This is a genomic window from Ruegeria sp. J8 (assembly GCF_056531925.1).
Genome location: NZ_JBQFMR010000011.1, coordinates 1 through 21,994 on the forward strand (window position 1 = coordinate 1; position 21,994 = coordinate 21,994).

A 21,994-nucleotide genomic window follows, 5' to 3' on the forward strand; every position below is an offset into this window, starting at 1 on the left:
GCAGCTCCATGCCGCTTTCGGCGGCGTGGTCGGCATAGTTCAGGCCGATGCAGATGAACTTGCCCACCTGGCCCACACAGGCCCCAATGCGCGGGTTGCCCTCGACCAACGGCAAGGTTGCCGTGTCGATAGCTCGCAAAGCATCAAGACCGGCATCGGACAACACCTCGCCCGAGATGTCTCCAATCGTGCCCGACAAATCACGGATCGCGCCGTTTCCATCCAGCAGCCCCGGCTTTTCCTGACCAGCCAGGCCATAACGCAGCAGTTTCATCTAAGTCTCTCCTTGCTTACACGGTCCAGCCGCCGTCGATGGCGAAAGTCTGTCCAGTGGTAAATCCACTTTCATCGCTGGCCAGATAGGTCGCCAGCGCTGCAATCTCGTCTGCGTGGCCAATCCGCCCCATCGGTTGCCGCGCGATAAAGTCTTTCAGTGCCTGATCGTAGTCGCCGGTCGCCCGCAAACGGTCATGCAAACTGGGGCTGTCTACGGTTCCGGGGCAAATTGCGTTGCAGCGAATGCCCTGTGTTACGAAATCCGCTGCAATTGACTTTGTCAGCCCGATCACCGCAGCCTTGGACGTGCAATAAGAGAACCGGTTCGGCACACCCTTAATCGAAGACGCAACCGAGGACATGTTGATGATCGACCCCCCGCCGGCCTCCAACATGCCCGGCAGCACCAGCTTGGCCAGCCGGTACATTGCCTTGACGTTCAGATCAAAACTGAAATCCCACTGGCCCTCGTCACAATCCAAGATCGAGCCCGCGCCCACAAAGCCTGCGCAGTTGAACAGAACATCCAGAGGACCGGTTTGCTCCACCGCTTCTGTCACTGCATCCGCGTCTGTGACATCCAGCTTCAACGCGGTGACACCTTCGAGTTCGGCCAGTTCAGCCAAGGTGTCGTCGTTGATGTCGCAAGCTATCACCTGAGCGCCCTCGGCCACGTACCTCTCGACGCTGGCGCGTCCGATGCCTTGCCCCGCAGCGGTAACCAAAGCTTTTTTTCCGGCCATTCGGCCCTGAGTTGGGTTCATATCGATCTCGATCATTAGTTCAGATGTTATGTGTTGGCCGATGTGAGCGATCAAAGCCAGCCGTCTTTAGCCTGAGTTTAACATTGGACTTCAGCCTCGCTCAGACCAGCAATGCGTCAGCGCTCTGGAATTTGGCTTGGGCGGTCTTTTCTACCACGATTCCTCCCCACTATATTATTTAAATGCAAATCATACTTTCATTTATAAATCAACATTGACTTCTGATTACGACCCAAGCGATGATCGAACGCTCAGACTCATCGGCCTGACCAGGAGGGCAAAGTGGCAAATTCGTCCGAGAAATACCGCGCTCCAGCGTTAGAAAAAGGACTTGATATTATTGAGCTTCTTGCCCTTCACGGCGACGGAATATCACAAGGTGAAATTGCGCGAGCCTTGCAACGTTCGCAAAGCGAAATTTACCGAATGCTATCCACATTGGTGCGGCGGGGGTATGTCGTTCGATCGAAGGACGGTGATCTTTACTCCCTAAGCCTGAAAATGTTCGCAGTGTCCCAGGGGCATCCACCAATTGAACGCCTGATGGAGGTTGCCTCCCCCAAAATGCGCGCAGTCACCAGACTTGCCTGGCAGTCTTGTCACCTTGGTATGGAAAGCAATGGAGACATCGTCGTCGTTGCTTCGGTTTCGGCCCCAGGAAATTGGGTGTTTTCGTTGCGCGTAGGCACCGTCATTGGCCTAAGCAACACAGGTACTGGCCGCGTTTTGGCTGCGTTTCGAAGCGACCAGCAGATCGAAGAACTTCTGGATATGCATCGGTTGGCACAGGGAGAACCGGAAATCGACCGCAGTGAGTTCCTAGAGCATGTGAGCCGTATTCGAGAAGTTGGTTACGAGCGTATGCCATCTGCAACAGCAGTGGGCGTCACGAACCTTGCCTTTCCCGTCTTCGACCGTGAACGTGTGCCAATTTGTGTCGTGAACTGCCCCTATGTCGAGCGTATCGACAAGTTAGACGTGCCATCGTTGGATGAAGTACATCTGTTGTATCAGTCTTTGGCCGACGAGCTTACCAATTTCTACTCTGGCGAAAGCAGTTTACTGACCGAGCATTGACGGGAAAGGTTATGTGACCCCATTGAAGCTCCGCTGACCCAACAACGGACGCAGGGTACCCGGTGCAGTAATTGCGGCAGCCCTCGGCCGACTGCCGTTGACTTGTTACCGGCTTAAACCGACGCAAAGTTTCCTTCAGAAATCGCTTAGAAACGCGAATGCTCGGGCCTTTTTGTTTCTGGGGATATGGACACCGACGTCGGAGACGCGGCTACCCCACTGGCTGCTTCAGCGTGGGGGACGCTCTCGCGCATTTTGAGGCGGACAACGGTGAACATACCAGCGACCAGCATCAGCACCCAACACATCCATTGGACCGCTCTGTCACTGCCAAGAAGAGATCCGATACCCCCAAAAATTGGCCCGACCACGCTGCCGACGGTGTAAACAAACAACAAGGTGACAGCTGTGGCGCCTACATAAACAGGAACTGTACGGTCCATGGCATGCGCAACAAGGACCGAATAGAGCGGCATGATCAGTCCTCCCAGAAACACAGAGCCGATTATCATGACAACTTGCAGCACGAGCCCGCTTTCCCCGGCGATTGTAAACCCCTCGTTGCGTGAGGCAATTGACAGGATCATGACGGTCAAGGCGGCGCTCAGTGACATCGCTGCGATCATATAGCGGCGGTCCATTCGATCTGATGCGTGGCCGATTGGGAACTGAAACAGAATACGTCCCAAGTAGAAGGCTGCCACGACAAACGCGATCATATTTGCGCTCATCCCTGCGACCGAAGCCTGATAAGGCAAAACAGTCAGCAGCAGCGCCAACACGAAGCCGTTCACGAACACGCCGATGAACGCGGTTGGAGATTCCCGGAAGGACGCGATAAGGCGCAACTGCGCGTGCGCAGGCACACTGGGGGGAGAGGTTCGGGTCGGCACCAGAACGATGATCGCAATCGAATAAAATGCGGACATCATCACAAACGCTTCGGACAAATCGCCCGAGAACAGTATGATAAAGGCCTGGCTTGCGACAGACGTCACACCCAAAACGATGTAGTAGATGGACAGGATGCGCCCTCTGCTATTTGCGGGTGCAGAGTCGTTGATCCACGCATCCCCAATGGAATACAGACTGGCCGTAGCCAATCCGGTCGCAAATCGCGCAGCAATCAGGACAAAGGTGTTTTCTGAGATCGACAACAACAGGGCACACAGGCTGCACAATGCCGCCGAGGCTGCAAATGCCCGTATGTGACCAATCCGGGCCAAAGGCCGAAAGACAAAAAAACACCCAAGCAAGAAACCCAGAGAATAGCTTGCAGCGACGAAAGACGCTGCCTCTTGGCTGCCACCGGAATCCGCAATGCGCAACGACACCAAGGTGCCCAAAGCCGCCGTCGACAGGTGGATCATTCCAATGGACACAAACAACGAACGCAGAGACACAATGGATATCGTCATTTCAGCCTCATATTGGTTTGCAAGCTACGGACCCGACGACAGTTATCGTTGTCTACAGCTTGAATTTCACGCCGATAAGCAAACCGTGCTGTTCAACGTCATAGACGAACCCGTCTCCATCCTCGCGATCGACAGAGAAGTACCGGTAGCCACCGACCACATCCACGGTTTTACTTACTCGGTAGCCGAAACCGCCGAACACATCCGAGGTAAAATCCGATCCCCCGCCACCAACGAATGCCCAACCCGTCACATACCAGTCTTCTGAAACACTCGATCGACCGCGAAGGCCAAAGATACCGTCAAGCCATTCGTCCCCTCCGCTGACCTCACGGCCCGGAACTGTTCCGGCCCTTAGCGAGCCGTCAATGGATACGTCATAATACCGAAAGCCAACAGCCAGTTTCAATTCGGATGCTTGAGTTGCTAGTGCCACGTATTCTGTGCCAAGCGTTGCGATCAGAATATCCGTGTCGATAACGGCTGAGCTAAATGCCGGGCCAGGTGTTGAAGCGTCCGAGTCGAAATCGAAATATTGAAGATCACCGAAGATACCGAACCTGTCCTTTGTTGCTGATCCAGCAATCATGAAACCGATTTCCAGCTCGTCCAGCAAGTCACTGAAAGACCCATCGACACCCAATGTCGGCGCTCGCGGCCCCGGAGATACATCGCCATTCAGACTGGGCATCCAAAGATATGGGGTCAGCGCGAAATCCCACCCGGATGCCGCCTCCTGAGCCTGTCCGGAAAGAGGTGCAAAAGTCAGCGCCAAGGCGACTGCAGGCTTCCATGCTGCGATCTGGGTACGTTTTCCCTGATGGCTACTCCGGTGTGTTTCGGACAAATTTTTCCGCTGCATGTTTCAATTTCTCCTCAACCAACGTCATTTTGCATGTGACGGACTATCGCGGCCAGTTCCGATCACACGGACTGCGCCTACATGCTTCGGAGCTGTGTCGATCGCTCAAACATGGTTTGGGCTTCACATAGGCAACAGCGGGCACACTTTTTCGCCATAGAACAAAAGCGATGACCGAGATCGGTAGAACAACCAGCATCCGCTGCAAACCCAAGGCTTTAACTCCGCCTTTACTTGTCGATCTTGCTGATCTTTGTCCCCTTAAGACTAGTTCCCGCCATCAAACCTTCCTGACCGAACACTATTGGAACGATATCTCCTTGAAGGTAATTGGTGCCCATGGAAGCAGACCAGCCTTGATCACCACCAACCAGTGTCGGTCCGGTGCCTGCCTCCCAGCCATTGTTGTTGCGAAAATATTCAAGGGCAGCGTCATTCATAAAGAACATTGCATATGAGAATTGCTGAACACCCGCCTGAAACCCGTATGAGGCACCCGCAATATTGTAGTAGCCCGTTGTGACCCCATTCTCGCGCATAGCGCCTTCACCGAATTGACCTCCGACGACCAAGCCACCTGCGGTGACTTTCGGAAAAATCAAAATGGCTATCGCTACTTCGGACAAGTCTCTGGCTTCGGATGAGTTGCTGTACAATTGATCAAGTGCGGCACTTGCCCCATTGTCGATTTCGGACGCGGTCAAACCACTGGTCGTGTCCAAAACAGCCTCGCTTGCAGTTTCAGCGACATCACCTGCCTTTTTGGCCGCGTCGGAAACGCCTTTCGTCACCTTGTCCAGAAGGTTTTCCGCATATGCGGATTGCTCGGTGGGAAACCCTAAAATGCCAACAAACAAAAATGCGGCGAAAAATATGAAATGCAACATCTTATCCTCCCTGTTCATCCGAAGTGACTTGGCAAAAAAGCACATGCTGTCACAGATAGCACAGCTGACTTCGGATTAGTTCAAGTATCTATTGCGCAGCTTTTCCAGATCCTGATCTGTCAGCCCAAGGCCCTCATGCAGGTAATTGTCGACCGAACCGTAAGTCTCGTTCACACTGCTATAGAAGTTATTCAAATACTCCATTCGAACACCCAACGAGGGCCAGACCGCTTCAGGGGTCATGCTCGTGCCGCGTTCAGCGTTCACTTGATCAGCAATTTTCACGGATGCGTTGCGGGCATCCTTGAGAACGTTGCTCATCATGAAATCTGCCTCGATGTCTTCTTGGGTGACGCCCAATGCGCTCAACACCAAGGCAGTGGCAACACCGGTTCTGTCTTTTCCACCCGAGCAGTGATACAGCACAGCCTCCCCCTCCGGTTGCTCGATCAGGACGTCAAACAAAGCACGAAATTCTTTTGTGTAGTCAGTGGCGATATATCCGAAGGCCTCGAAAAAGAGAGTGTCCGTTTGCGTCTCGGTCGCCGTCCCTGACTTGATGCTTGCACGCATGTCTTCGATCATCTGAGCCTCTTGTTCCATGACCGGGAAATTGTAGCGTTCAGGCCCTTGTCCATCCGGCCACAAAACAGGGTCAGCGGTCGATTCCAACGTGGTTCTTAGATCCACTATGGAAGTAACCCCCAGATCCTCGACAAGAGCCATTCCGTCGGCACCCATACGATCAATTTCACCGGAACGAATAAGTTGCCCGGTTCGAATGCTGCGCCCGTCTTTGGTCTGCAATCCGCCTAAGTCCCTGGTATTGGCCACGCCTTCAATCGGGATGGCGCGATCCTCGGAGGCTTGCGTTTGCTCAGCATCCCCCAACCCGCATAAGGCGAGAGCTACGATTGCCACGCGTACAATGGTCATTTGTTTCTCCTTCCGGGTGGTCTGAGGGTGATGATGGGAATGACCGTCAAGGGTTTGGTGAACCTCAGGTTTGGGTCACGTTTCGACCTTAGAAATCAAACCGAGCGCCGACGAAGGGACCATCAAAGGTCAAATCCGAAATCGCCTGCGAATTACCGATGTTCCAATCGAGATACCGATAGCCCAGCACCAGGTCCCAATTGTTGATCTTGTAATTTGCAGCCAAGCTAAGCTGAGTTGTCAGGTCACTTTCTCCAGCACCGATATCCGCATAGTAGGACATCCCCCAACGATCACTGAACTGGCGTGTTCCACGCAGACCGACCACAACGTCCCAGTTGTTGATCTTACCTGACACACGTTGCGAGCCGCCGGAGACTTCGATGTCAACGGTATTGTCTAGGTTCAGTCTTCTTACCCCGCCTAAAACTGTGAAAAGGGTGCCTGGCGCATCAACCAAATCGTATCCAACCGAGCCCGTAAATACGGTCCCTTCGACATCGACATCCGAAGAGGCAGGGATACCCGGACCGACGGCACTGTTTTGATCGTTGCTCAGGTTGAGATACAGGGCATCAACAATGACCGAAAGCTTTGCGCGTCGCGCTTTGACAGCGCCCATCAACCCGAAGTCGAGATTGTCCAGAATGTCGCTGAAACTTACATCGATGCTGTTCCCAGTGGTTGTTTCACCGCTTAATGCGGGCGCCCAGAGATACAGGTAGGCGGTAAAATCCCAGGTCGGGTTATCTGCCTTCGCGGGCAGAGCAAATCCGGCCCAAAACGCGCAGGCAATCGCAGACAAGCGCCATCTCTTTCCGGCGAAAAAGGTACTGTTCATTTTCAGGGCCTTTGTGAAATTTCTAAGTGCGGAGGGGCGCAGAGGTGCAAGCTCTGCGCCCGGCTGAGTGGTTTATTGCCAGCTCATGAACACGTCGCGTGTTTCCTCACTTTCAGGACGCAAGTTCTCAATACCGCCGTAGGGAATGTCTTTACCAATTTCCGAGTTGGGATATTTGGCCATCATCTTTTGATGTCGCTTGACCATGTCCTGGAACGAGGCGCCGGCCCAAAGAGAATACCCAACTAGCGGATGTTCTTCGCGCGGGTCCCTATAGACATTGTAGGTCGGCGCAGCAGCCCCCGGAGCACCCGGCGCAGGCAGATGCATCTTGAATTCCTGTTTGACGATCGACCGCAGCACGGGGCCTTCGTAGACGTAAACATAATCACGCCGCCCATTACCTTCACCCTCCAGCAGCAACGCTGTTTGGTCGACCCCGTCAATTACTCGGTCGCGCGGAATGAATTCTGTCGCCCCGGCAATGCGCGCGATCGTGGTGTAAATATCCGAGACGTGGAAAATGTCCCCTGCAGCGCTGTCAGCTTCGATCACACCGGGCCAACGAATAAACGCATCCGTGCGCACCCCGCCTTCCAGATGCTGAGTTTTGCCGCCGCGATAGATCAATTGGTTCAGGCCAGAGGTTCCTTCGTAGTGATACATCAGGCCATTGTCGGCCATGATCATGACGATGGTATTGTCGGCCTCACCTGTCTCCTCTAGCTTGGCCAGAACGTCTCCGATCCATTCGTCCAAAAGCTGCAACTTGTCCGCATGAAACCCGCCGTTGCGCGAGAGGGCTTGATCTGGGTAGACAAAGTTCAACGGGTAAAGAGGCCAGTATTGCAGAAAGAATGGCTCATCCAGCGCCGCAACGCGCTCAAGCTGCTCCATCGCTTGCACCTGATAGCGCTCATTCATCTCTTCATATTTGGCCTGTGTCCACTCTTCGCCCGGGGCCATTTCAACCTCGCGCGCGGGCCCGCCTGCTTCGGCCTCAACCCCTGTCACCAAGCCGTAGGGTTTAAAGCGCTCGTCCAGCAAAAATTGGTTGTTCTGACCCGAGGCATGGTATCCCAACATATTGTTGGCCTGCATTGCCTCGCGGGTCATCAGACTTAGCTGCACCTGTTGGTGCAGCGGAAAGGCTGCGTAGTCGAAACCCTGATTGTGGGGATAGGCCTCTTCGATATCGCCCTGATGCCACTTGCCAACGTGAGATGTGTTATACCCCACCTCTTTCAGAATCTCGGGAAGCGTCACTTCGCTGGCAGGCAAACCCTCACCAACCAGAGCGACCTTGACCTCTTCAACCCCGGCCCGGATCGGATGCCGACCGGTCAACATAGCTGTACGTGTCGGTGTGCAGGACGGTTCAGTGTACATCCGCATCAGCGACATGCCTTCGCGGGCAAAACCGTTGATATTGGGTGTCTCGATCCCCATCACATAGTTCATCTTTCGCTCGCCCATCTGGCCGAAGCTGATGTCGTCAATCAGAATATACAAAAAATTCGGAGGCTTACCCCCGTTGGCCTCACGAATTTCAGCAAGTTTGGCGTCGATCTCGAGATCCTGCGCGTCCCACTCCTCTCCAAACTGAGCACGCAAAAAGCTGAATTCGCCGTCGTGTACAATGGGGTCGCTTTGCGCAACAACCTGCCCCCCGGTTAGGAATGTAAACATGGTTGTGGCCAACGCCATATATCTCAAACTAATCGTCACTGCAGGCTCTCCAGTTGATGGTTACGTCTTGCAACGCCGCCACAAGAAGGTCGTGGCATTGGGCCGATAATGATTGATCGGACTGATGTGCCAGCTCTGTTAGGCGTCGGTACTCGGGCGGGGTGACAAAGGTCACAACCCTTTTGGAACGGGCGTCGGCATTTGGCAGACGTGGTCTGCCCATGCGAGACTTGGAAGCTTGACGCGACACTTGACTTGGCCCCCCCTCCAGTTTGTTTTCTTTACCGGTAAACTGTCAGGATGCTGAAATGGACCACATCAAAAATCGGCCAAATCCGCAGGAATTCGATGCCAGCGCCGCTGAAGCGGCCCCTTCTGCGATCGTGCTTGACCTGATGCATCCCAATGATCTTGCCGCGATGACGCCCTGGGAAATGGACTTTCGCCAGCTTGACCCCGGCCCTTTGTCCACACAAATCGCGGTGCGCTCTAGCCCGGCATGTTCTGTTTTGAACATCTCGCTCAGCGGTGCGGTTCACCAACGCGGCGTCTCACCCGACGGGTGGAGCACATTCGGCATTTCCCGCAGAGGGACAATAGACTCCTGGCAAGGATGTGCGCTTGACGACGACGCCTTTCTGACTTTTGGAAACAAAGATGGCTTCGACGGCGTGTCTACGGGACGTTTCTTTGGCAATGTCGTTTCTTTCAACACCCGGCGGTTCCAGAATCTCGCCCAGTGTTGCGGATATTCTATCGCAAGCGAAGGCCCGGCGCTGCGAATACAGATTTCCGATGTTAATGCGCGCAGAATGGATTGGCTGGAACGAGAAATCGCAAATCTGTTGAAACACTCGGATGAGCCGTGGAGCGAAGATGTTGAAGAAGCTCTGATGATCAAAGTGTTAGCCATCCTGACCAGCAGCGCAATTCATCAAGACAAGAGTTCAGCCCAAACCAGACGCCGCGCCCTTAACCGGGCTTTGGAGATGATGAACGACAATGCGCTGGAGCCCGTTTCCATCGAAGACCTGTGCGCAGCAACCGGCGCGTCATTGCGCACCCTGAACCGCGCTTTCAACGAACGCTTCGGGTATGGTCCAAAAGCATATTATATGCGACTGCGATTGGACGGTGTTCGCGAAGATCTACTGAACGGGGCTGGAGCGAAATCAATTGCCGATATAGCCAACAAACATGGGTTTTGGCACATGGGGCAATTCGCCCGAGACTATCGGCTGTTTTTTGGCGAATTGCCATCGGAGACGCAGATGAGACGCAGTGCGTGACGGTCTTCAAGCGCCTCGGCATAAATTTTGCGGTTAGAGCTTGAACACACGGGCCCGGCGATACCCACCACCCGACATCCAGCCCGCGACGCCCTAAAAGGGACACCATGAACATGTTTCCGGTGGCAAGCACCAACAGGGGAATTCTGTGCGCTTTGAACCTGTCAACTTATTCGTCCGGCTCGGCGGGTGGGGGCAACAGGTTCATCTCGGTTCCGGTCAGTTGGGCGATCAGGCTTTCAAGAGCAAAGTCGCCTGGATTGGCGCGACTGGCAGCCGCGATGAGTTCTTCGACCTTTTCCTGCTGCCCGGAAACCGCTGCGATGCGGATACGCATGATCCAGGCGTCGACCAGCATGGGGTCCATTTCAACGGCGCGGGCAAAGGCCTGATCGGCGGCGGGAAGGTTGCGGGTGGTCAACGCAAAGCCACCCAGTTGCAAATGGGTTTCGGGAAAGTCCAGCCGCGCAGCCATCGCGCTTTGCCACTCGCCTATCGCCGAACGGAACGCGGCCGCAATCTTGTCAGGCAAATGCGCGATGGGTGCATTATAGAGCCCACGCGCCGCCGCGATCCGGACATTGCGGCTGGGATCATCCAGCATGGGCAACACTCGCTGTACCCGCTCATGACCGGGCAGGCCGTGCATGGCTTCGACAGCGGCAGATCGGATCACGGGGTCTGCCGCGTTGACCATATCCGAAATGCGCCCGATCTGTTTGGGGTCGCCGGTCTGGCCGATCAGCCAGATGGCAGTCGCCCGGATCAGTGCCGGGCTGCTGGCACTTAGGGCCAGGTCCACCAGATCGTCCGAGGCCAATGTGGGATTGATCTGTGCCCGCGCCAAAACCTGCCCGAAATGCGGCCCGCGGTTGGAACTGTCTGGGAACCAGTCGCGCAGCCGTGCTGCGGCCCAGTCCGGGGTCTGATCGGTGTGGCAGCTGGTGCAGGCATCCGGCGCGCCAGTCTCGGCGCTCAGATCCGGGCGGGGGATGCGGAAGGAATGATCGGCCCGCCAGTCATTGCCCATATAGACCTGCTCTGTCATGTGACAGGACCTACATTGCGCCCCGGCGCTGCCTTCCGGGTGGTGGTGATGGGCGGGGCTGTCGAATTCGGCCAGCGGCAGGCTGGGAAAGCGCGGGTTGCCATAGGGGTTATGACACTGTGCGCAGACGGCGTTGCCATCAGCTATGACTTCGGCGCTATGGGCATCGTGGCAATCGGAACAGGTGACGCCCTTTTCATGCATTTTCGATTGCAGGAACGACCCGTATACATAGACCTCATCCCGGATCTGACCATCGGGGTAATAGAGGCCGGGCCGCAACAGCGATAGGTTGTAGGCGTCGTGATAGGCGGTGCCCGGTTCAGGGTTGCCGTCAAAGAACGCCTCGCGTCGGGAATGACATCCCGCGCATTGTTGGATCAGCCCTTGCGGTGTCGACAGGTCAGCCGAGAATCCAAAGTTCAAGGGGGGCTCGCCAGCGCCCTGGGCCCATCCCACATGATCACGACCGGGGCCATGGCAGGCCTCACAGCCGACGCCAATCTCGGCCTGAGTGGTCTGATATGTATCCGAGGCCGGGTCGTATCCGGTGTCGTACCCGGTGGCATGGCAGACACCACAGCGCGCGTTCCAGCTTTTGTACGGCCCCGTCCAGTGCAGTGCGTCCGAGGGTGGCACGTTCTGATCCGGGTAAAGGTGGAACCATTCGGACTTTTCCGTATCCCAGACCACGTCGAAGCTCTGCAACCGGCCGGGCTCGGTTTCCAGCAAGTATTGCTGCAGAGGTTCGACACCGACAACTGAATGCACCGGGTAGTCGGTTGTCACACCGTCGCGCTCAGTCACCGTAACGTGGTGGGTGCCGTCTGCTTCAATACGAAACCGCGCGGTCATGTCGCCCAACGTGAAAGTTGTCCCGTCGAAATCCGCGCGGATGTTGTCGTGTACGGCCTCGGTCCAGGCCCCTGCGTGATGCGAGCCTTTCCAGGCAGCAGCCTCGGCGCGGTGGCATTCGGTGCAGGCGTCCGAGCCGACATAATCTGCGCTTTGGGCGATAGCCGGCACAGCAGGGCCAGTAAGGATGAACAGGGCAGAAATGAGCAGGCGCATCAGAGTCCTTCGGTCGGTCAGGCAGAGCCCGTGGGATTCAGCGCGGGCAAATGCTGTGCCGCGCGGGTCAGAGTGCCCGAGTGCCGGGCAGCGGACAAGGCCGTTGCAAGCGCAGCCCAGGTTGCCCCCGGCTCGCTGTCTGGCGGGCCATAGGCGGCGGCACCGATATTGGTCAGGGCAAGCTGGACGTCTTTGTGCCGACGCGGATCGGGACCCTGTGTCATCGCCGCCCATCGGTCCAATGCACCATAGATGTTGTGAAGATCCCGTGCCTTGACGGTGTGCATCAGGTCGCGGAACAGGCTGGCCTCGGTCGGGGGTGGTGGGGACGTGTCGCGCTTGCGGGCTCTGTGGCGGATCAACCCGATGGCAGCCAGCGTTCCCAGAAGCACGGCGAAACCCATATAGATCAGAGTCGCCCGGTCGGAATCGGCGACGCTGCGCAAGATCGGGCCATCGACGTTATAGGGGATGGCCTCGACCGACGTGGTTTCGATCTGTCCCGTGTTTGTGTTGAACCAACGCAGCTTGATGACAGGCAGGCTGCTTTGAGCGCCGCTTTCCGCCAAATAAACCGTGCGTTCTGAGCGAGTACCGACGGTCTTTCCCCGATTCTCCCGGTCCTGCACCGTCGGGCTGTCAGGATAGGCCGCCAAACCGGGCAAAGCGCCCGTGGGCGCAAGCGCGGGCAGCAGAATAGCGCTGCTTCCCGTAATTTCAGCAGTGATATTGCGGGTCAGAGTATCGCCGGGTTCCAGAGCCTCGGCTGATCCCTCGACGGTCTGCGTCAGGCTCAGCGTTTCAGCGGCGATGAAAGGGTCAAGCGACTCGGACCCGTCCGGCACCGTGGCGGCGAAGCTCTGTGCAGCCAGGGAGAGCGTCGTTTCAACAGGCGCGTTGGTCTCGGGGTCGGCCCATGTAACCGTGATCTCCAGCGACGGAATCCCGAAATTTCCCGCCACCATCGGCGTCACCTTGTAGCGTCTGCTAACACCCGACCAGTTGCTGGCGCCCACACGCTCAGTCACGGGGCCCGACCCGCCTTCAGGCAACGAGATCATCAGGTTCGGCTGATCAAAGGTAGGAAACACCGGAGGGCTGGGCATGTAGGTCGGCACCAAAACGGTCACCCGCATATCCAGCGCCTGACCGGGCACGACGTCCATGGCCGACATTTCGACCCGCGCGACGGGCTCGGTTGGCGTGGCGGCTTCACTGCCGTCGCGGGCGTCTTCCTCGGCCTTGATCTCGGCGTTGGATTTGAAACCTGGAAACGGGTCTTGCGCCGCCGCGACATCGGGTACAATTGATGTGCAAAGAGCTGCTAAGACAGGCCAGAGTTTCATTGCTCGCCCTCCGCAGCCGCCTGCGTCGCTTCCAGCAAGAAGCGACTTTTCAGGAAATCCCCAGTCTCGGTATCAACAGAGTTCATCCATTGTTCGGCGCTCTGCAGCCCGGCGGCGGCGTCCTCTTGCGGCAGGTCGACCTGAAGCTCCTGACCTTTGTTTTCCTCGTTGTCATAGGTCACGTCATCGGCGCGCAGCTCGGTCTGGTCCTGCGTATCCTGCGCCTCTTGCGCGGCTTCGACATACGCGACGATCTGTTTTGCGATCTCCAGATTTTCAGCAGCACCCGGATAGTCCGGGTCGCGCGTCAGAGCGGTTTCGAACGACCGAACCCCGTCACGGTAAGCCCGATTTCGGATGTTTGACAGACCCTGGATCATGGCAGCCTGTGCGGTATCCACACGGTCCAGCACCTGCACGGCTTCGGCATAGCGGCCCGCCCGGTACATGGCCCATCCGCGCCACAGCGGGTCACCGAACAGTTCAGAGGCGCGCGTATAATCCTTGCGATCATAGGCACGCTGCCCCTGCTGGTCAGGCGTCCAGAACCAGTCAGCCAGGCCGTCGGCGCGCGCCTGCCCGGGCGCCATCAGCATAAGTGCAAAGACCGCGGCACCCCAATGCATAGTCCAGCCCCGCCGAAACCACAAAAGCAGCAACAGTGCCGCAGGCCACGCCAGCAGCGGCCCACGATCCAGCCATGGGTCATCAGAGTTTTCCAGCAGACTTTGCCGGTATGAGGCATTCAGCGTCCGGTCCAGACGCCGGATATCGCTGCCATCGGGCTGCACAGCGATCACCCGATTGCCGAGCGCATCAAGCCCCCGGTCGCGCGTGCCTTCGGGCAGCATGGACAGAACCGCAACCGGCATCGGGGCGGTTTCGACCGCACTCACATCCGCCGGATCAAGACCATCGGCCACCAGCAACAACGCACCACCGCCTTCGTCCTCGATCAGGGCTTGAGCGCGGCTCAGGGCTTGTGCAAAATCCGCGCCCTCCTTGGGCATCACGTCTGGCGAAAGCCCTTCGAGATAAGGCAGGATGATCGAGGCATCCTCGGTCATTGGAACCACCACATGCGCGCTGCCTGCATAGGCCACCAACCCCGATCGCCCCCCTGCCCTCAGGTCTAGAAAATCGCGGATCTTTTGCTTGCCGCGTTCCAGACGGCTGGGTGCAATATCGATGGCGTCCATCGATTTGGTGACTTTCAGAACCACTGCCACCGGCGCGGATTGCGCCACCAGAGGGTTGGGTTGCCGTGACCAAGTTGGTCCTGCAGCCGCCGCGGCGAGCAACAACAAAGTCAGCGCAACCCCATCTATGGGCCGAATGCGGTGCGCCTGATTGCGTCCGACTTCCATCGCAGCTTGCAGATGCGGTGCGATGCCCTGAGACAGGGTGTTACGCCCGGACCGACGTCGTCGGGTGAGCCACCATAATCCGACGATCACTGGCACCAGCAGCAGCCAGAGCGGCCGTAGGAAATGGAACACCGACATGGCCAGTAGCAGATCGCTCATGCCTGCGCCCTCCCACTACGGTGGCCCAACGACAACCATCCCATCGCGGCGCAACCCAGCAGCGCAGCCAACCCCAGTGGTATCCACGCCAAAGACCGGCGCGGGCGATAGGACAGGGTTTCGACCTGACGCGGGCTTTGTTCGTCGATTCGGGCATAGATGGCGGTCAGGGCGGACTGGTCGGCGGCAAAGAAGTACTGACCACCGGTGCGGCGAGCGATGTCTTCAAGCGTTTTGACATCCACCTTGTCCTCGCCCGAAGCTTCGGGATCGCCAACGCCGATGGTCATGATGGTCACGCGGTTGTCTTTGGCAATCTCGGCTGCGTTCACTGGGTCCATCCGGCTGGAGGTGTCGCTGCCGTCGGACAGCAGGATCAAGACGCGTTCGTCAATCTCACTGGCTTCGAAGGTATGGATCGCCAGCCCGATAGCATCGCCAAGCGCCGTTTGGGGTCCGGCCATGCCAACCTGCGTGCGGTCCAAAAGATCGGTGATCGTCTGCAAATCCTCGGTCAGCGGCGCCTGCAAATACGCCTTGGACCCAAATACGATCAGCGCCACCCGGTCGCCCTCTCGCCCCTGCACAAAAGCGCGTACAACATCCTGAACGGCCGAGAAACGCTGCCGTTTCTCGCCTTGTGCATCCGTGAAATCCACAGTGTCCATCGAGCCAGACACGTCGATGGCAAGGATCATGTCGCGGGCTGATTTTTCGATCTCGATGGGGCGACCGACCCGTTCTGGCCCGGCCAGTGCGATCACGATCAACCCCCAGCAGAACGCTGCCGTGATCATCTGTATCCGCGTTCGGGCCAACACCACAGATCCGGTGCGTGGTTCCTGCCCCAGCGCATGCGAGACCTGACGGAAGAAGGGCACCCGCAGCGCCGTCACGCGTTCTCTGTGCGGTGGCGCGAAACGCCAGATCAACCAGGGCAGTGGCAGAAGCAGAATAGCCCATGGAAACGCCAGTTGGATCATGAGGCCACCTCGCGCTTATGTGCCTTGATCCAGCGGGCGACGCGCGCGGTCAGATCCGGCGAGGCTCCGGTGTTGCCGTGATAGGGTGCATCAAGCAAAAGCGGGCGCAGAGCGTCATTCCACGATGCACCCTCGGTGCGTTCCAGAAAGGCGATCCAGTCCATTCCCTGTAATCCGGCTACCAAGCGCCGGTCATAAGCCACCAGCGCCGTGCGACGCAGGATTTCGGCGACCTGCGCGGGGTCATCCGCGGCCTGCGCCAGCTCTGCCAGCGCTGCGCGGCGATAGGCGTTGACGCGGTACCGGGTAATCATGCGCCACAGCACAAGTACCGCCATCGCTGCTAGAAGCGCGCCCACAACGGCCCAGCCGACCGTTTGCGGCATCATCGACACGGGCGGCGGCGGATCTGGCACAACCAGTTGATCCAGCAGGTCGACCAGCGAAGTGCCGGTGGGGATTTCCGTTTCGTTCATTTCGGTCCCAGCCCCATCAGATGCCGGATCTGCGGCAGGGTTTCCTCGGCCGCTGTCAGCGGCAGAACGGGCACGCCGAACCTGCGCTGCCAATCCAGAACCTGCGCCACGCGGGCGCTGGCGAATTCTCTCAGCGCCGCATGTTGTATTGAGTCGGATGTTTTGATTTCAGCCTGCAACGCTCCGTCCGAGATGATCAGTGACAGATCGCGAGGCAGGTCCTTGGCGAAGGGATCCGTAATCAGTCCCAAGATCAGGTCGTTGCGCCGTGACAGGCCTGAGACCAACCGTTCGGTTTCTGCATCAATCACATCGAAATCACTAAGCACCACAATCAGATGATCGCGGGGGGCGATCCGGGCAACAGCGCGCAACACATCGGTCAGGCGGATTGGATTGGTTTTAGGGGCCTCGGCGTGCAGCTGTGCATTTGCCTCAGCCAGAATGGCGACAAAGCGCGACAGCGTGGCCCGACTGCGCGCCGGCTTAATCTCGGCGATTTTGTCGTCGGTGAAGACGATACCGCCCACACGGTCGCCCTGATCGAAAATCCGGTAGGCGGACAGGGCCGCCGCCTCGGCCGCAGTGACCGATTTCATGTTCAGGACCGAGCCAAAGAACATCGACATGCGCTGATCCACCACGATCAGTGTCGGGCGGTCGCGTTCCTCGGTCATGACCCGGATATAGGGCTCACCGGCGCGGGCGGTTACTTTCCAGTCAATCGCGCGGATATCGTCGCCAGGCAGGTATCCGCGCAGCTCTTCGAAATTCAGCCCACGCCCGCGCAGACGCGAGGCATGGCGGCCATTCAGCACCGAGTGCGCAGGCTGGCGCGGTAAAAACCGCAGCGCCTTGGCACGTGTCTCAAGCGCCCGCAAATGCGCGATATCAACCCGCACGCGCGGGTCATCGGTTGCGGCGGGCGGGGGCTTGACGCGCCCCAGCCGAAGGGAGGCGTTTCGGTTCATCATCTACGCCTCACGGCAGGGCGACCTGCATCAGGATTTCGGCGATCACTTGATCTGCGCTGATGCCTTCGCCATGGGCCTCATAGCTCAACCCCAACCGGTGCCGCAGCACATCGGGGGTAATGGCGCGGACATCCTCAGGGTCGACATAGTCGCGCCCGTTTAGCCAGGCATGGGTGCGGCTGCATTTATCCAGCGCGATCGAAGCGCGCGGGCTAGCGCCCACCTCGATCCAGCGGCGCAGATCGTCGCTATAGGCCTCGGGCGTGCGGGTAGCCTGCACCAGATCGGCGAAATAGCGGTCGATAGCGTCCGAGACATGGATTCCGCCGATCTGGGACCGGGCGTCAAAGATCGCCTGTTGCGGGATTGGGGCGGGTTTTTCGCCTTTTGCTTTGCTCTGGGCGGCGATCTCTTCTGCGCGGACCAGCCGCACGACCTCAACCTCATCCTCGACCGGAGGGTAAGTGATGAGCACATGCATCAAAAACCGGTCCAATTGCGCCTCAGGCAGGGCATAGGTGCCTTCCTGCTCCACCGGGTTCTGGGTCGCCATGACCATGAACAATGGGGCCATCTTGTGCGTGGTCCCGCCCACCGTGACTTGCCGTTCCTCCATTGCCTCAAGCAAGGCGGCCTGCACCTTGGCAGGGGCACGGTTGATCTCGTCGGCCAGCACGATATTGGCAAAGATAGGCCCGGCCTCGAACCGGAATTCGCCGCCCTTTTCGGTCTGGTAGTAGACATCCGTGCCAGTCACGTCCGAGGGCAACAGATCGGGTGTGAACTGGATGCGACTGAAATCGCTTTCCAGGTTCTTCGCCATCGCCTTGATCGCGCGGGTCTTGGCAAGCCCCGGCAAACCTTCGACCAGCAGATTGCCATTGGCCAGCAAACCAATCAACAGGCGCTCGATGACGTCGCGCTGACCAATTATGGCCTGACCCATGCGTTCGCGCAGGGCGTCGATATGCGCGCGGGGGTTGGGAGTGTCGCTCATTCCGGCCATACCTTCGCCCAATCCTCTTTCATGTCGATGATCACCCATCCACGTGCGTCGGCCTCATCCAATCCGCGGACCAGCCTACCGATGTGGCTGTCGCGGTCGTAGGCGTATTCGCGGTCGGCATCGGTGTGATGAACGATCACGCCTAGGGCAGGTCTGTCGCCAGCGGTGGCATATTCCAGCATTTGGAAATCACCGTCCGAGTTGCCACCCACAAAGATCGGACGCTGCCCGATATGCGAGTCGATCCCAACAGGCTTGCCTGCCCTGTCATCCACAAAAGCAATTCCGGGGCCCTTGATAATTTTGGGCACACCTTCCACCACCTCATAGCTGGTCGGCGTGACCGAGCCTACGATCCGGTTGATCGGGATTCCGTAGGTTTCGCTGGCAAAGGCGCGCATGAAGTGGATGCCGCCACCCGACACGATCCACGTCTGAAACCCTTCGGCCTCGAGGTAATCCAGCAGTTCCAGCATGGGCGCATAGATCATCTCGTTGTATGGCCGGTTCGTGTCCGGGTGTCGGGCAGTGGCGATCCAGTCTGCGACATCGGCCTGAAACGCATCGACGGATACATCCGAATGCGAGACGTTCAGGACTTCCATTAAACCAGCCTCTCCCCCGTCGGCGACGGCGGCCATATCGCCTGCAGCGGCAGCCTTTAGGACATCCGAGGTCAGGATCGACGGGTCCGCCTCAGCCTTTTCCTTCAGGCGGTCGAGTGCGTAGATAAGCTGAAAATAAACCGGCTGTTCACCCCACAGCGTGCCGTCATTGTCAAAGGTCGCAATGCGGGCCTCTTCGGGGACGAAATCGGAAGAGTTCGGATCGCTCACCCGTTCGACAAAGTCGATAATGGCGGCTTTTGTGGCGGTGTCGTTCCAGGACGCCAGCGGATCGGCCAGCGCGGGAAAAGAACCAAACGGCAAGGCAGCCACGGCAAAAACATAGCGTTTCATGAGAAATCTCTTTTGGTGCGAAAATGGCGCGGCATCGCTCCGCGCCATGAAGTTTTGTCCGGTCTAGGCCGTTACTGACTGCCGGCTGTTTGCAGGCTTCTCAGGACCTGATCAATTGAGAAGCTGGCCGGTTCCTGACGTGGCGGGTAGTCCTGGAACGTGCCAAGGAACTGCGCCACAATGGCCTGCGCGGGTACGAGCAGATAGGTGCGGTCCAGACGCCAGCGGGAATAGCCGATGGATTCGTCCTGCGCCCGTTCGAACGGGTCGGAATACAGGTCGATGATCTTGGGCAGACGCAAGAAGGTCAGCGGTTCCTGCCAGACGTCGAACCCATGGGCGCGCTGTTCGGCAAAGACCACTTTCCAGCGGTTGTACCGCAGGTTCACCAGATCGCCGCCATCCGAGAAATAGATGAACTCGCGCCGCGGGCCGACCTCAGTTTCCCCTCGGAAATACGGCATGAAGTCATAGCCATCCAGATGGACGGGCTCGTTTTCTTCGCCAAAGGGGGCCTCGGTGAGCATGCGCTCCTTCATGTCAGGATCGCCCAGCGCGGACATGAAGGTCGGGAACCAGTCCAGATGGCTGATGATCTGGTTTGACTTGCGACCGGGCTCAATAACGCCGGGCCATTTGATCATCATTGGAACGCGATAACCGCCTTCCCAGTTGTCGTTCTTTTCACCTCGGAACGGCGTAGTGCCGCCATCGGGCCACGAGAACACCTCGGCCCCGTTGTCGGTTGAATACATTACGACGGTGTTGTCCGCGATGCCCAGCTCATCCAGCTTGTCCAGCATCTGGCCGACCATGCCGTCATGTTCGACCATGCCATCAGGATAGACGCCCAGCCCGGTCACGCCCTGACTTTCTTCCTTGAGATGCGTGTGGATATGCATCCGCGTGGTGTTGTACCACAGGAAGAACGGCTTACCCTGATCATGGGCGCGCTGCATGAAGTCCAGTGCCCCGGCTGTGACTTCCTCATCTATGGTCTCCATCCGTTTGCGGGTCAGCGGGCCGGTATCCTCGACCGAACCGTCCGCTGATGACCGGATCACACCGCGCGGGCCGAACTGTTCGCGGAAGGCCGGATCTTTGGGATAATCCTCGTTTTCAGGCTCTTCTTCGGCGTTCAGGTGATAGAGGTTGCCGAAGAACTCATCAAATCCGTGGTTGGTGGGCAGGTGTTCGTCCAGATCACCCAGATGGTTCTTGCCATATTGCCCGGTCATATACCCCTTGGAGCGCATGTATTCGGCAATGCTGGGATCTTTCGGCGACATGCCTTCCTTGGCCCCCGGCAGACCCACTTTCAGCAGACCTGTGCGAAACCCTGACTGACCCGTGACGAAGGCCGCACGCCCTGCTGTACAGGACTGTTCCCCGTAGCTGTGCGTGAACAACATCCCTTCATTGGCAATCCGGTCGATATTGGGGGTTTCATACCCCATCATGCCCTGATTATAGGCGCTGATGTTCCAATACCCGATATCGTCGCCCCAGATGACCAGGAAATTCGGCGTGTCGTTCGCGCCCTGGGCCAACACCGGCGCGCCCAGAGCGGCCAGCGCCAGAACCCCACCGCTGAGCGGACGGGCGGCCCGTTTGACTAATTGTCGGAATAAAAGCAATGTTTGTCTCCCTGAACTCGAAATAACCGGGGGTAGTGCCTTCGGCTTGTGGACATGGATACGATGTCACGCCCCCCCGGCTGCCCGAGACGCCTCGGGCTGTGTGATGACAACTTACATCCTGTCCACGCGTATCAAGTGATAGCACATTTCACTTGTCATTTCACGCCAAAGCCGTGCAAAAATTTATATACCTCAATAATTTGCTCCGTCTCCAAAGTAATACATAGATAAAATCAGCATTAACGATGTCAAAACTAAAAACCGCCACCACGACCGCAGCCGGGATGGGACATTTGCCGGACCGGCTGCAAAGCTGCGCCGGACCGGCAGCGGTTGAGCGAGTCTTTGAACGAGCCAACATTCCGATTGATGTGCTGAACGATCGGTTTGTGCGAATCCCGCTATCGGCAATGGTCGGTGTTTTTGCCGAGGCTGAACGCGTGTCGGGCCACCCGTTTTTCGGATTGCATGTCGGGCTTGGAATGTCCGGGGCGGAAATTGGTCCGTGGTTCGAATTTGCCGGTCAGGCCCCTACGTTGCGTCAAGGGATTCATCGTCTTGCGCGGGCCATGCCCCTGTTCCAGAACGGCCCCCGCGTTTGGTTGGTTGAAATGCGCAGCGGCGGAATCATGCGCTATTTCGTCCCGCGCGGTGATGACGTCCCCATCTGCGCCCACAGCGACCACAACATCCCATTGATGCTGGGATTTGCCCGACGCTTCCTTGGTCCTAGCTGGCGACCGCGGTGGATCGAAATTGACTACCCCGACCGAGGCCAAGGGGATGAATTACGCGATTTGTTGCAGTGTCAGCCGCTTTACGACCGCTCGGCGCTGTCCCTGCCGTTGACCGCTATTGAGTTGGATACGCCGCCATTGCCACACAGCATGGCTGGGGCGTCGATATGCTGGGCGGATGTTTAGGCA

At 57.8% G+C, this 21,994-nt stretch carries 19 protein-coding genes and 1 pseudogene; 3 read left to right on the forward strand and 17 right to left on the reverse strand.

Translation table 11 applies throughout. The annotated features are described in order from the left end of the window. Positions 1 to 274, reverse strand: a pseudogene (locus tag ACR0L1_RS19460) (2-hydroxyhepta-2,4-diene-1,7-dioate isomerase); the annotation flags it as partial. 16 nt (positions 275 to 290) lie between these two features. Next, a complete protein-coding gene (locus ACR0L1_RS19465) occupies positions 291 to 1,055 on the reverse strand; it encodes an SDR family oxidoreductase (RefSeq protein ID WP_214648077.1) in 765 nt (254 codons plus the stop codon). A gap of 267 nt (positions 1,056 to 1,322) precedes the next feature. Here ACR0L1_RS19465 and ACR0L1_RS19470 point away from each other — a divergent pair, with 267 nt between their 5' ends. Then, entirely contained in the window at positions 1,323 to 2,117 is a 795-nt protein-coding gene (locus ACR0L1_RS19470; RefSeq protein WP_170775035.1) for an IclR family transcriptional regulator, read from the forward strand. 146 nt (positions 2,118 to 2,263) lie between these two features. Here ACR0L1_RS19470 and ACR0L1_RS19475 read toward each other — a convergent pair whose 3' ends face one another. From ACR0L1_RS19475 to ACR0L1_RS19500, 6 genes are all read right to left on the reverse strand, one after another. Continuing rightward, the gene (locus ACR0L1_RS19475) at positions 2,264 to 3,535 is read right to left on the reverse strand and encodes an MFS transporter (RefSeq protein ID WP_480860423.1); all 1,272 of its coding nucleotides are present in this window, start codon (positions 3,533 to 3,535) and stop codon (positions 2,264 to 2,266) included. 52 nt (positions 3,536 to 3,587) lie between these two features. Further along, entirely contained in the window at positions 3,588 to 4,397 is an 810-nt protein-coding gene (locus ACR0L1_RS19480; protein ID WP_480860425.1) for a hypothetical protein, read from the reverse strand. Between the two features lie 230 nt (positions 4,398 to 4,627). Next, on the reverse strand, positions 4,628 to 5,329 hold the full coding sequence (locus ACR0L1_RS19485) for a lipid-binding SYLF domain-containing protein (protein ID WP_480860427.1): 702 nt from the start codon (positions 5,327 to 5,329) through the stop codon (positions 4,628 to 4,630). Positions 5,330 to 5,359: 30 nt separating this feature from the next. Further along, complete coding sequence (locus tag ACR0L1_RS19490; protein WP_480860429.1) at positions 5,360 to 6,220, reverse strand: tyrosine-protein phosphatase; 861 nt, start codon at positions 6,218 to 6,220, stop codon at positions 5,360 to 5,362. An 88-nt stretch (positions 6,221 to 6,308) separates the two neighbouring features. Further along, positions 6,309 to 7,025 carry a porin family protein gene (locus ACR0L1_RS19495; RefSeq protein ID WP_480860431.1) on the reverse strand — a complete coding sequence of 239 codons (717 nt, stop codon included), beginning with the start codon at positions 7,023 to 7,025 and terminating at the stop codon, positions 6,309 to 6,311. A gap of 108 nt (positions 7,026 to 7,133) precedes the next feature. Continuing rightward, a complete protein-coding gene (locus ACR0L1_RS19500) occupies positions 7,134 to 8,789 on the reverse strand; it encodes a sulfatase-like hydrolase/transferase (RefSeq protein ID WP_480860433.1) in 1,656 nt (551 codons plus the stop codon). A gap of 269 nt (positions 8,790 to 9,058) precedes the next feature. Here ACR0L1_RS19500 and ACR0L1_RS19505 point away from each other — a divergent pair, with 269 nt between their 5' ends. Continuing rightward, the gene (locus ACR0L1_RS19505) at positions 9,059 to 10,039 is read left to right on the forward strand and encodes a helix-turn-helix domain-containing protein (RefSeq protein WP_480860434.1); all 981 of its coding nucleotides are present in this window, start codon (positions 9,059 to 9,061) and stop codon (positions 10,037 to 10,039) included. Between the two features lie 169 nt (positions 10,040 to 10,208). On the opposite strand, the gene ACR0L1_RS19510 is transcribed toward ACR0L1_RS19505, so the two are convergent. The 9 genes from ACR0L1_RS19510 to ACR0L1_RS19550 all read right to left on the reverse strand — a co-directional run bounded on the left by ACR0L1_RS19510 (position 10,209) and on the right by ACR0L1_RS19550 (position 21,065). Next, positions 10,209 to 12,158, reverse strand: a complete 1,950-nt coding sequence (locus ACR0L1_RS19510) for a multiheme c-type cytochrome (RefSeq protein ID WP_480860436.1) — start codon at positions 12,156 to 12,158, stop codon at positions 10,209 to 10,211. A gap of 17 nt (positions 12,159 to 12,175) precedes the next feature. Continuing rightward, positions 12,176 to 13,504, reverse strand: coding sequence for a hypothetical protein (locus ACR0L1_RS19515; protein ID WP_480860438.1), 1,329 nt, complete (start codon positions 13,502 to 13,504; stop codon positions 12,176 to 12,178). Next, entirely contained in the window at positions 13,501 to 15,030 is a 1,530-nt protein-coding gene (locus ACR0L1_RS19520) for a VWA domain-containing protein (RefSeq protein WP_480860439.1), read from the reverse strand. Before ACR0L1_RS19520 ends, ACR0L1_RS19515 begins: the two co-directional genes overlap by 4 nt. Further along, the gene (locus ACR0L1_RS19525) at positions 15,027 to 16,013 is read right to left on the reverse strand and encodes a VWA domain-containing protein (protein WP_480860441.1); all 987 of its coding nucleotides are present in this window, start codon (positions 16,011 to 16,013) and stop codon (positions 15,027 to 15,029) included. Before ACR0L1_RS19525 ends, ACR0L1_RS19520 begins: the two co-directional genes overlap by 4 nt. Next, positions 16,010 to 16,489, reverse strand: a complete 480-nt coding sequence (locus tag ACR0L1_RS19530; RefSeq protein WP_170787217.1) for a DUF4381 domain-containing protein — start codon at positions 16,487 to 16,489, stop codon at positions 16,010 to 16,012. The genes ACR0L1_RS19525 and ACR0L1_RS19530 overlap by 4 nt, the downstream gene beginning before the upstream one ends. Further along, positions 16,486 to 17,460 carry a DUF58 domain-containing protein gene (locus ACR0L1_RS19535; protein ID WP_480860443.1) on the reverse strand — a complete coding sequence of 325 codons (975 nt, stop codon included), beginning with the start codon at positions 17,458 to 17,460 and terminating at the stop codon, positions 16,486 to 16,488. Before ACR0L1_RS19535 ends, ACR0L1_RS19530 begins: the two co-directional genes overlap by 4 nt. Before the next feature lie 10 nt (positions 17,461 to 17,470). After that, positions 17,471 to 18,469: an AAA family ATPase gene (locus ACR0L1_RS19540; protein WP_480552506.1), complete on the reverse strand. Its 999-nt coding sequence runs from the start codon at positions 18,467 to 18,469 to the stop codon at positions 17,471 to 17,473. Beyond that, positions 18,457 to 19,428 (reverse strand): HAD family hydrolase, encoded by a 972-nt coding sequence (locus tag ACR0L1_RS19545; RefSeq protein WP_480860445.1) that lies wholly within the window; start codon positions 19,426 to 19,428, stop codon positions 18,457 to 18,459. The genes ACR0L1_RS19540 and ACR0L1_RS19545 overlap by 13 nt, the downstream gene beginning before the upstream one ends. 71 nt (positions 19,429 to 19,499) lie before the next feature. Next, entirely contained in the window at positions 19,500 to 21,065 is a 1,566-nt protein-coding gene (locus ACR0L1_RS19550; protein ID WP_174819508.1) for an arylsulfatase, read from the reverse strand. Between the two features lie 248 nt (positions 21,066 to 21,313). Here ACR0L1_RS19550 and ACR0L1_RS19555 point away from each other — a divergent pair, with 248 nt between their 5' ends. Further along, entirely contained in the window at positions 21,314 to 21,991 is a 678-nt protein-coding gene (locus ACR0L1_RS19555) for an AraC family transcriptional regulator ligand-binding domain-containing protein (protein WP_480860447.1), read from the forward strand. Positions 21,992 to 21,994 lie beyond the last annotated feature (3 nt).

What these genes read in the sequence shown, in the direction of transcription:
- ACR0L1_RS19465 (WP_214648077.1), bottom strand. Translation starts at nt 1,055, where the DNA reads ATGATCGAGATCGATATGAACCCAACTCAGGGCCGAATGGCCGGAAAA.
- ACR0L1_RS19475 (WP_480860423.1), bottom strand. Translation starts at nt 3,535, where the DNA reads ATGACGATATCCATTGTGTCTCTGCGTTCGTTGTTTGTGTCCATTGGA.
- ACR0L1_RS19480 (WP_480860425.1), bottom strand. Translation starts at nt 4,397, where the DNA reads ATGCAGCGGAAAAATTTGTCCGAAACACACCGGAGTAGCCATCAGGGA.
- ACR0L1_RS19485 (WP_480860427.1), bottom strand. Translation starts at nt 5,329, where the DNA reads ATGTGCTTTTTTGCCAAGTCACTTCGGATGAACAGGGAGGATAAGATG.
- ACR0L1_RS19490 (WP_480860429.1), bottom strand. Translation starts at nt 6,220, where the DNA reads ATGACCATTGTACGCGTGGCAATCGTAGCTCTCGCCTTATGCGGGTTG.
- ACR0L1_RS19505 (WP_480860434.1), top strand. Translation starts at nt 9,059, where the DNA reads ATGGACCACATCAAAAATCGGCCAAATCCGCAGGAATTCGATGCCAGC.
- ACR0L1_RS19510 (WP_480860436.1), bottom strand. Translation starts at nt 12,158, where the DNA reads ATGCGCCTGCTCATTTCTGCCCTGTTCATCCTTACTGGCCCTGCTGTG.
- ACR0L1_RS19515 (WP_480860438.1), bottom strand. Translation starts at nt 13,504, where the DNA reads ATGAAACTCTGGCCTGTCTTAGCAGCTCTTTGCACATCAATTGTACCC.
- ACR0L1_RS19520 (WP_480860439.1), bottom strand. Translation starts at nt 15,030, where the DNA reads ATGAGCGATCTGCTACTGGCCATGTCGGTGTTCCATTTCCTACGGCCG.
- ACR0L1_RS19525 (WP_480860441.1), bottom strand. Translation starts at nt 16,013, where the DNA reads ATGATCCAACTGGCGTTTCCATGGGCTATTCTGCTTCTGCCACTGCCC.
- ACR0L1_RS19530 (WP_170787217.1), bottom strand. Translation starts at nt 16,489, where the DNA reads ATGAACGAAACGGAAATCCCCACCGGCACTTCGCTGGTCGACCTGCTG.
- ACR0L1_RS19535 (WP_480860443.1), bottom strand. Translation starts at nt 17,460, where the DNA reads ATGAACCGAAACGCCTCCCTTCGGCTGGGGCGCGTCAAGCCCCCGCCC.
- ACR0L1_RS19540 (WP_480552506.1), bottom strand. Translation starts at nt 18,469, where the DNA reads ATGGCCGGAATGAGCGACACTCCCAACCCCCGCGCGCATATCGACGCC.
- ACR0L1_RS19545 (WP_480860445.1), bottom strand. Translation starts at nt 19,428, where the DNA reads ATGAAACGCTATGTTTTTGCCGTGGCTGCCTTGCCGTTTGGTTCTTTT.
- ACR0L1_RS19555 (WP_480860447.1), top strand. Translation starts at nt 21,314, where the DNA reads ATGTCAAAACTAAAAACCGCCACCACGACCGCAGCCGGGATGGGACAT.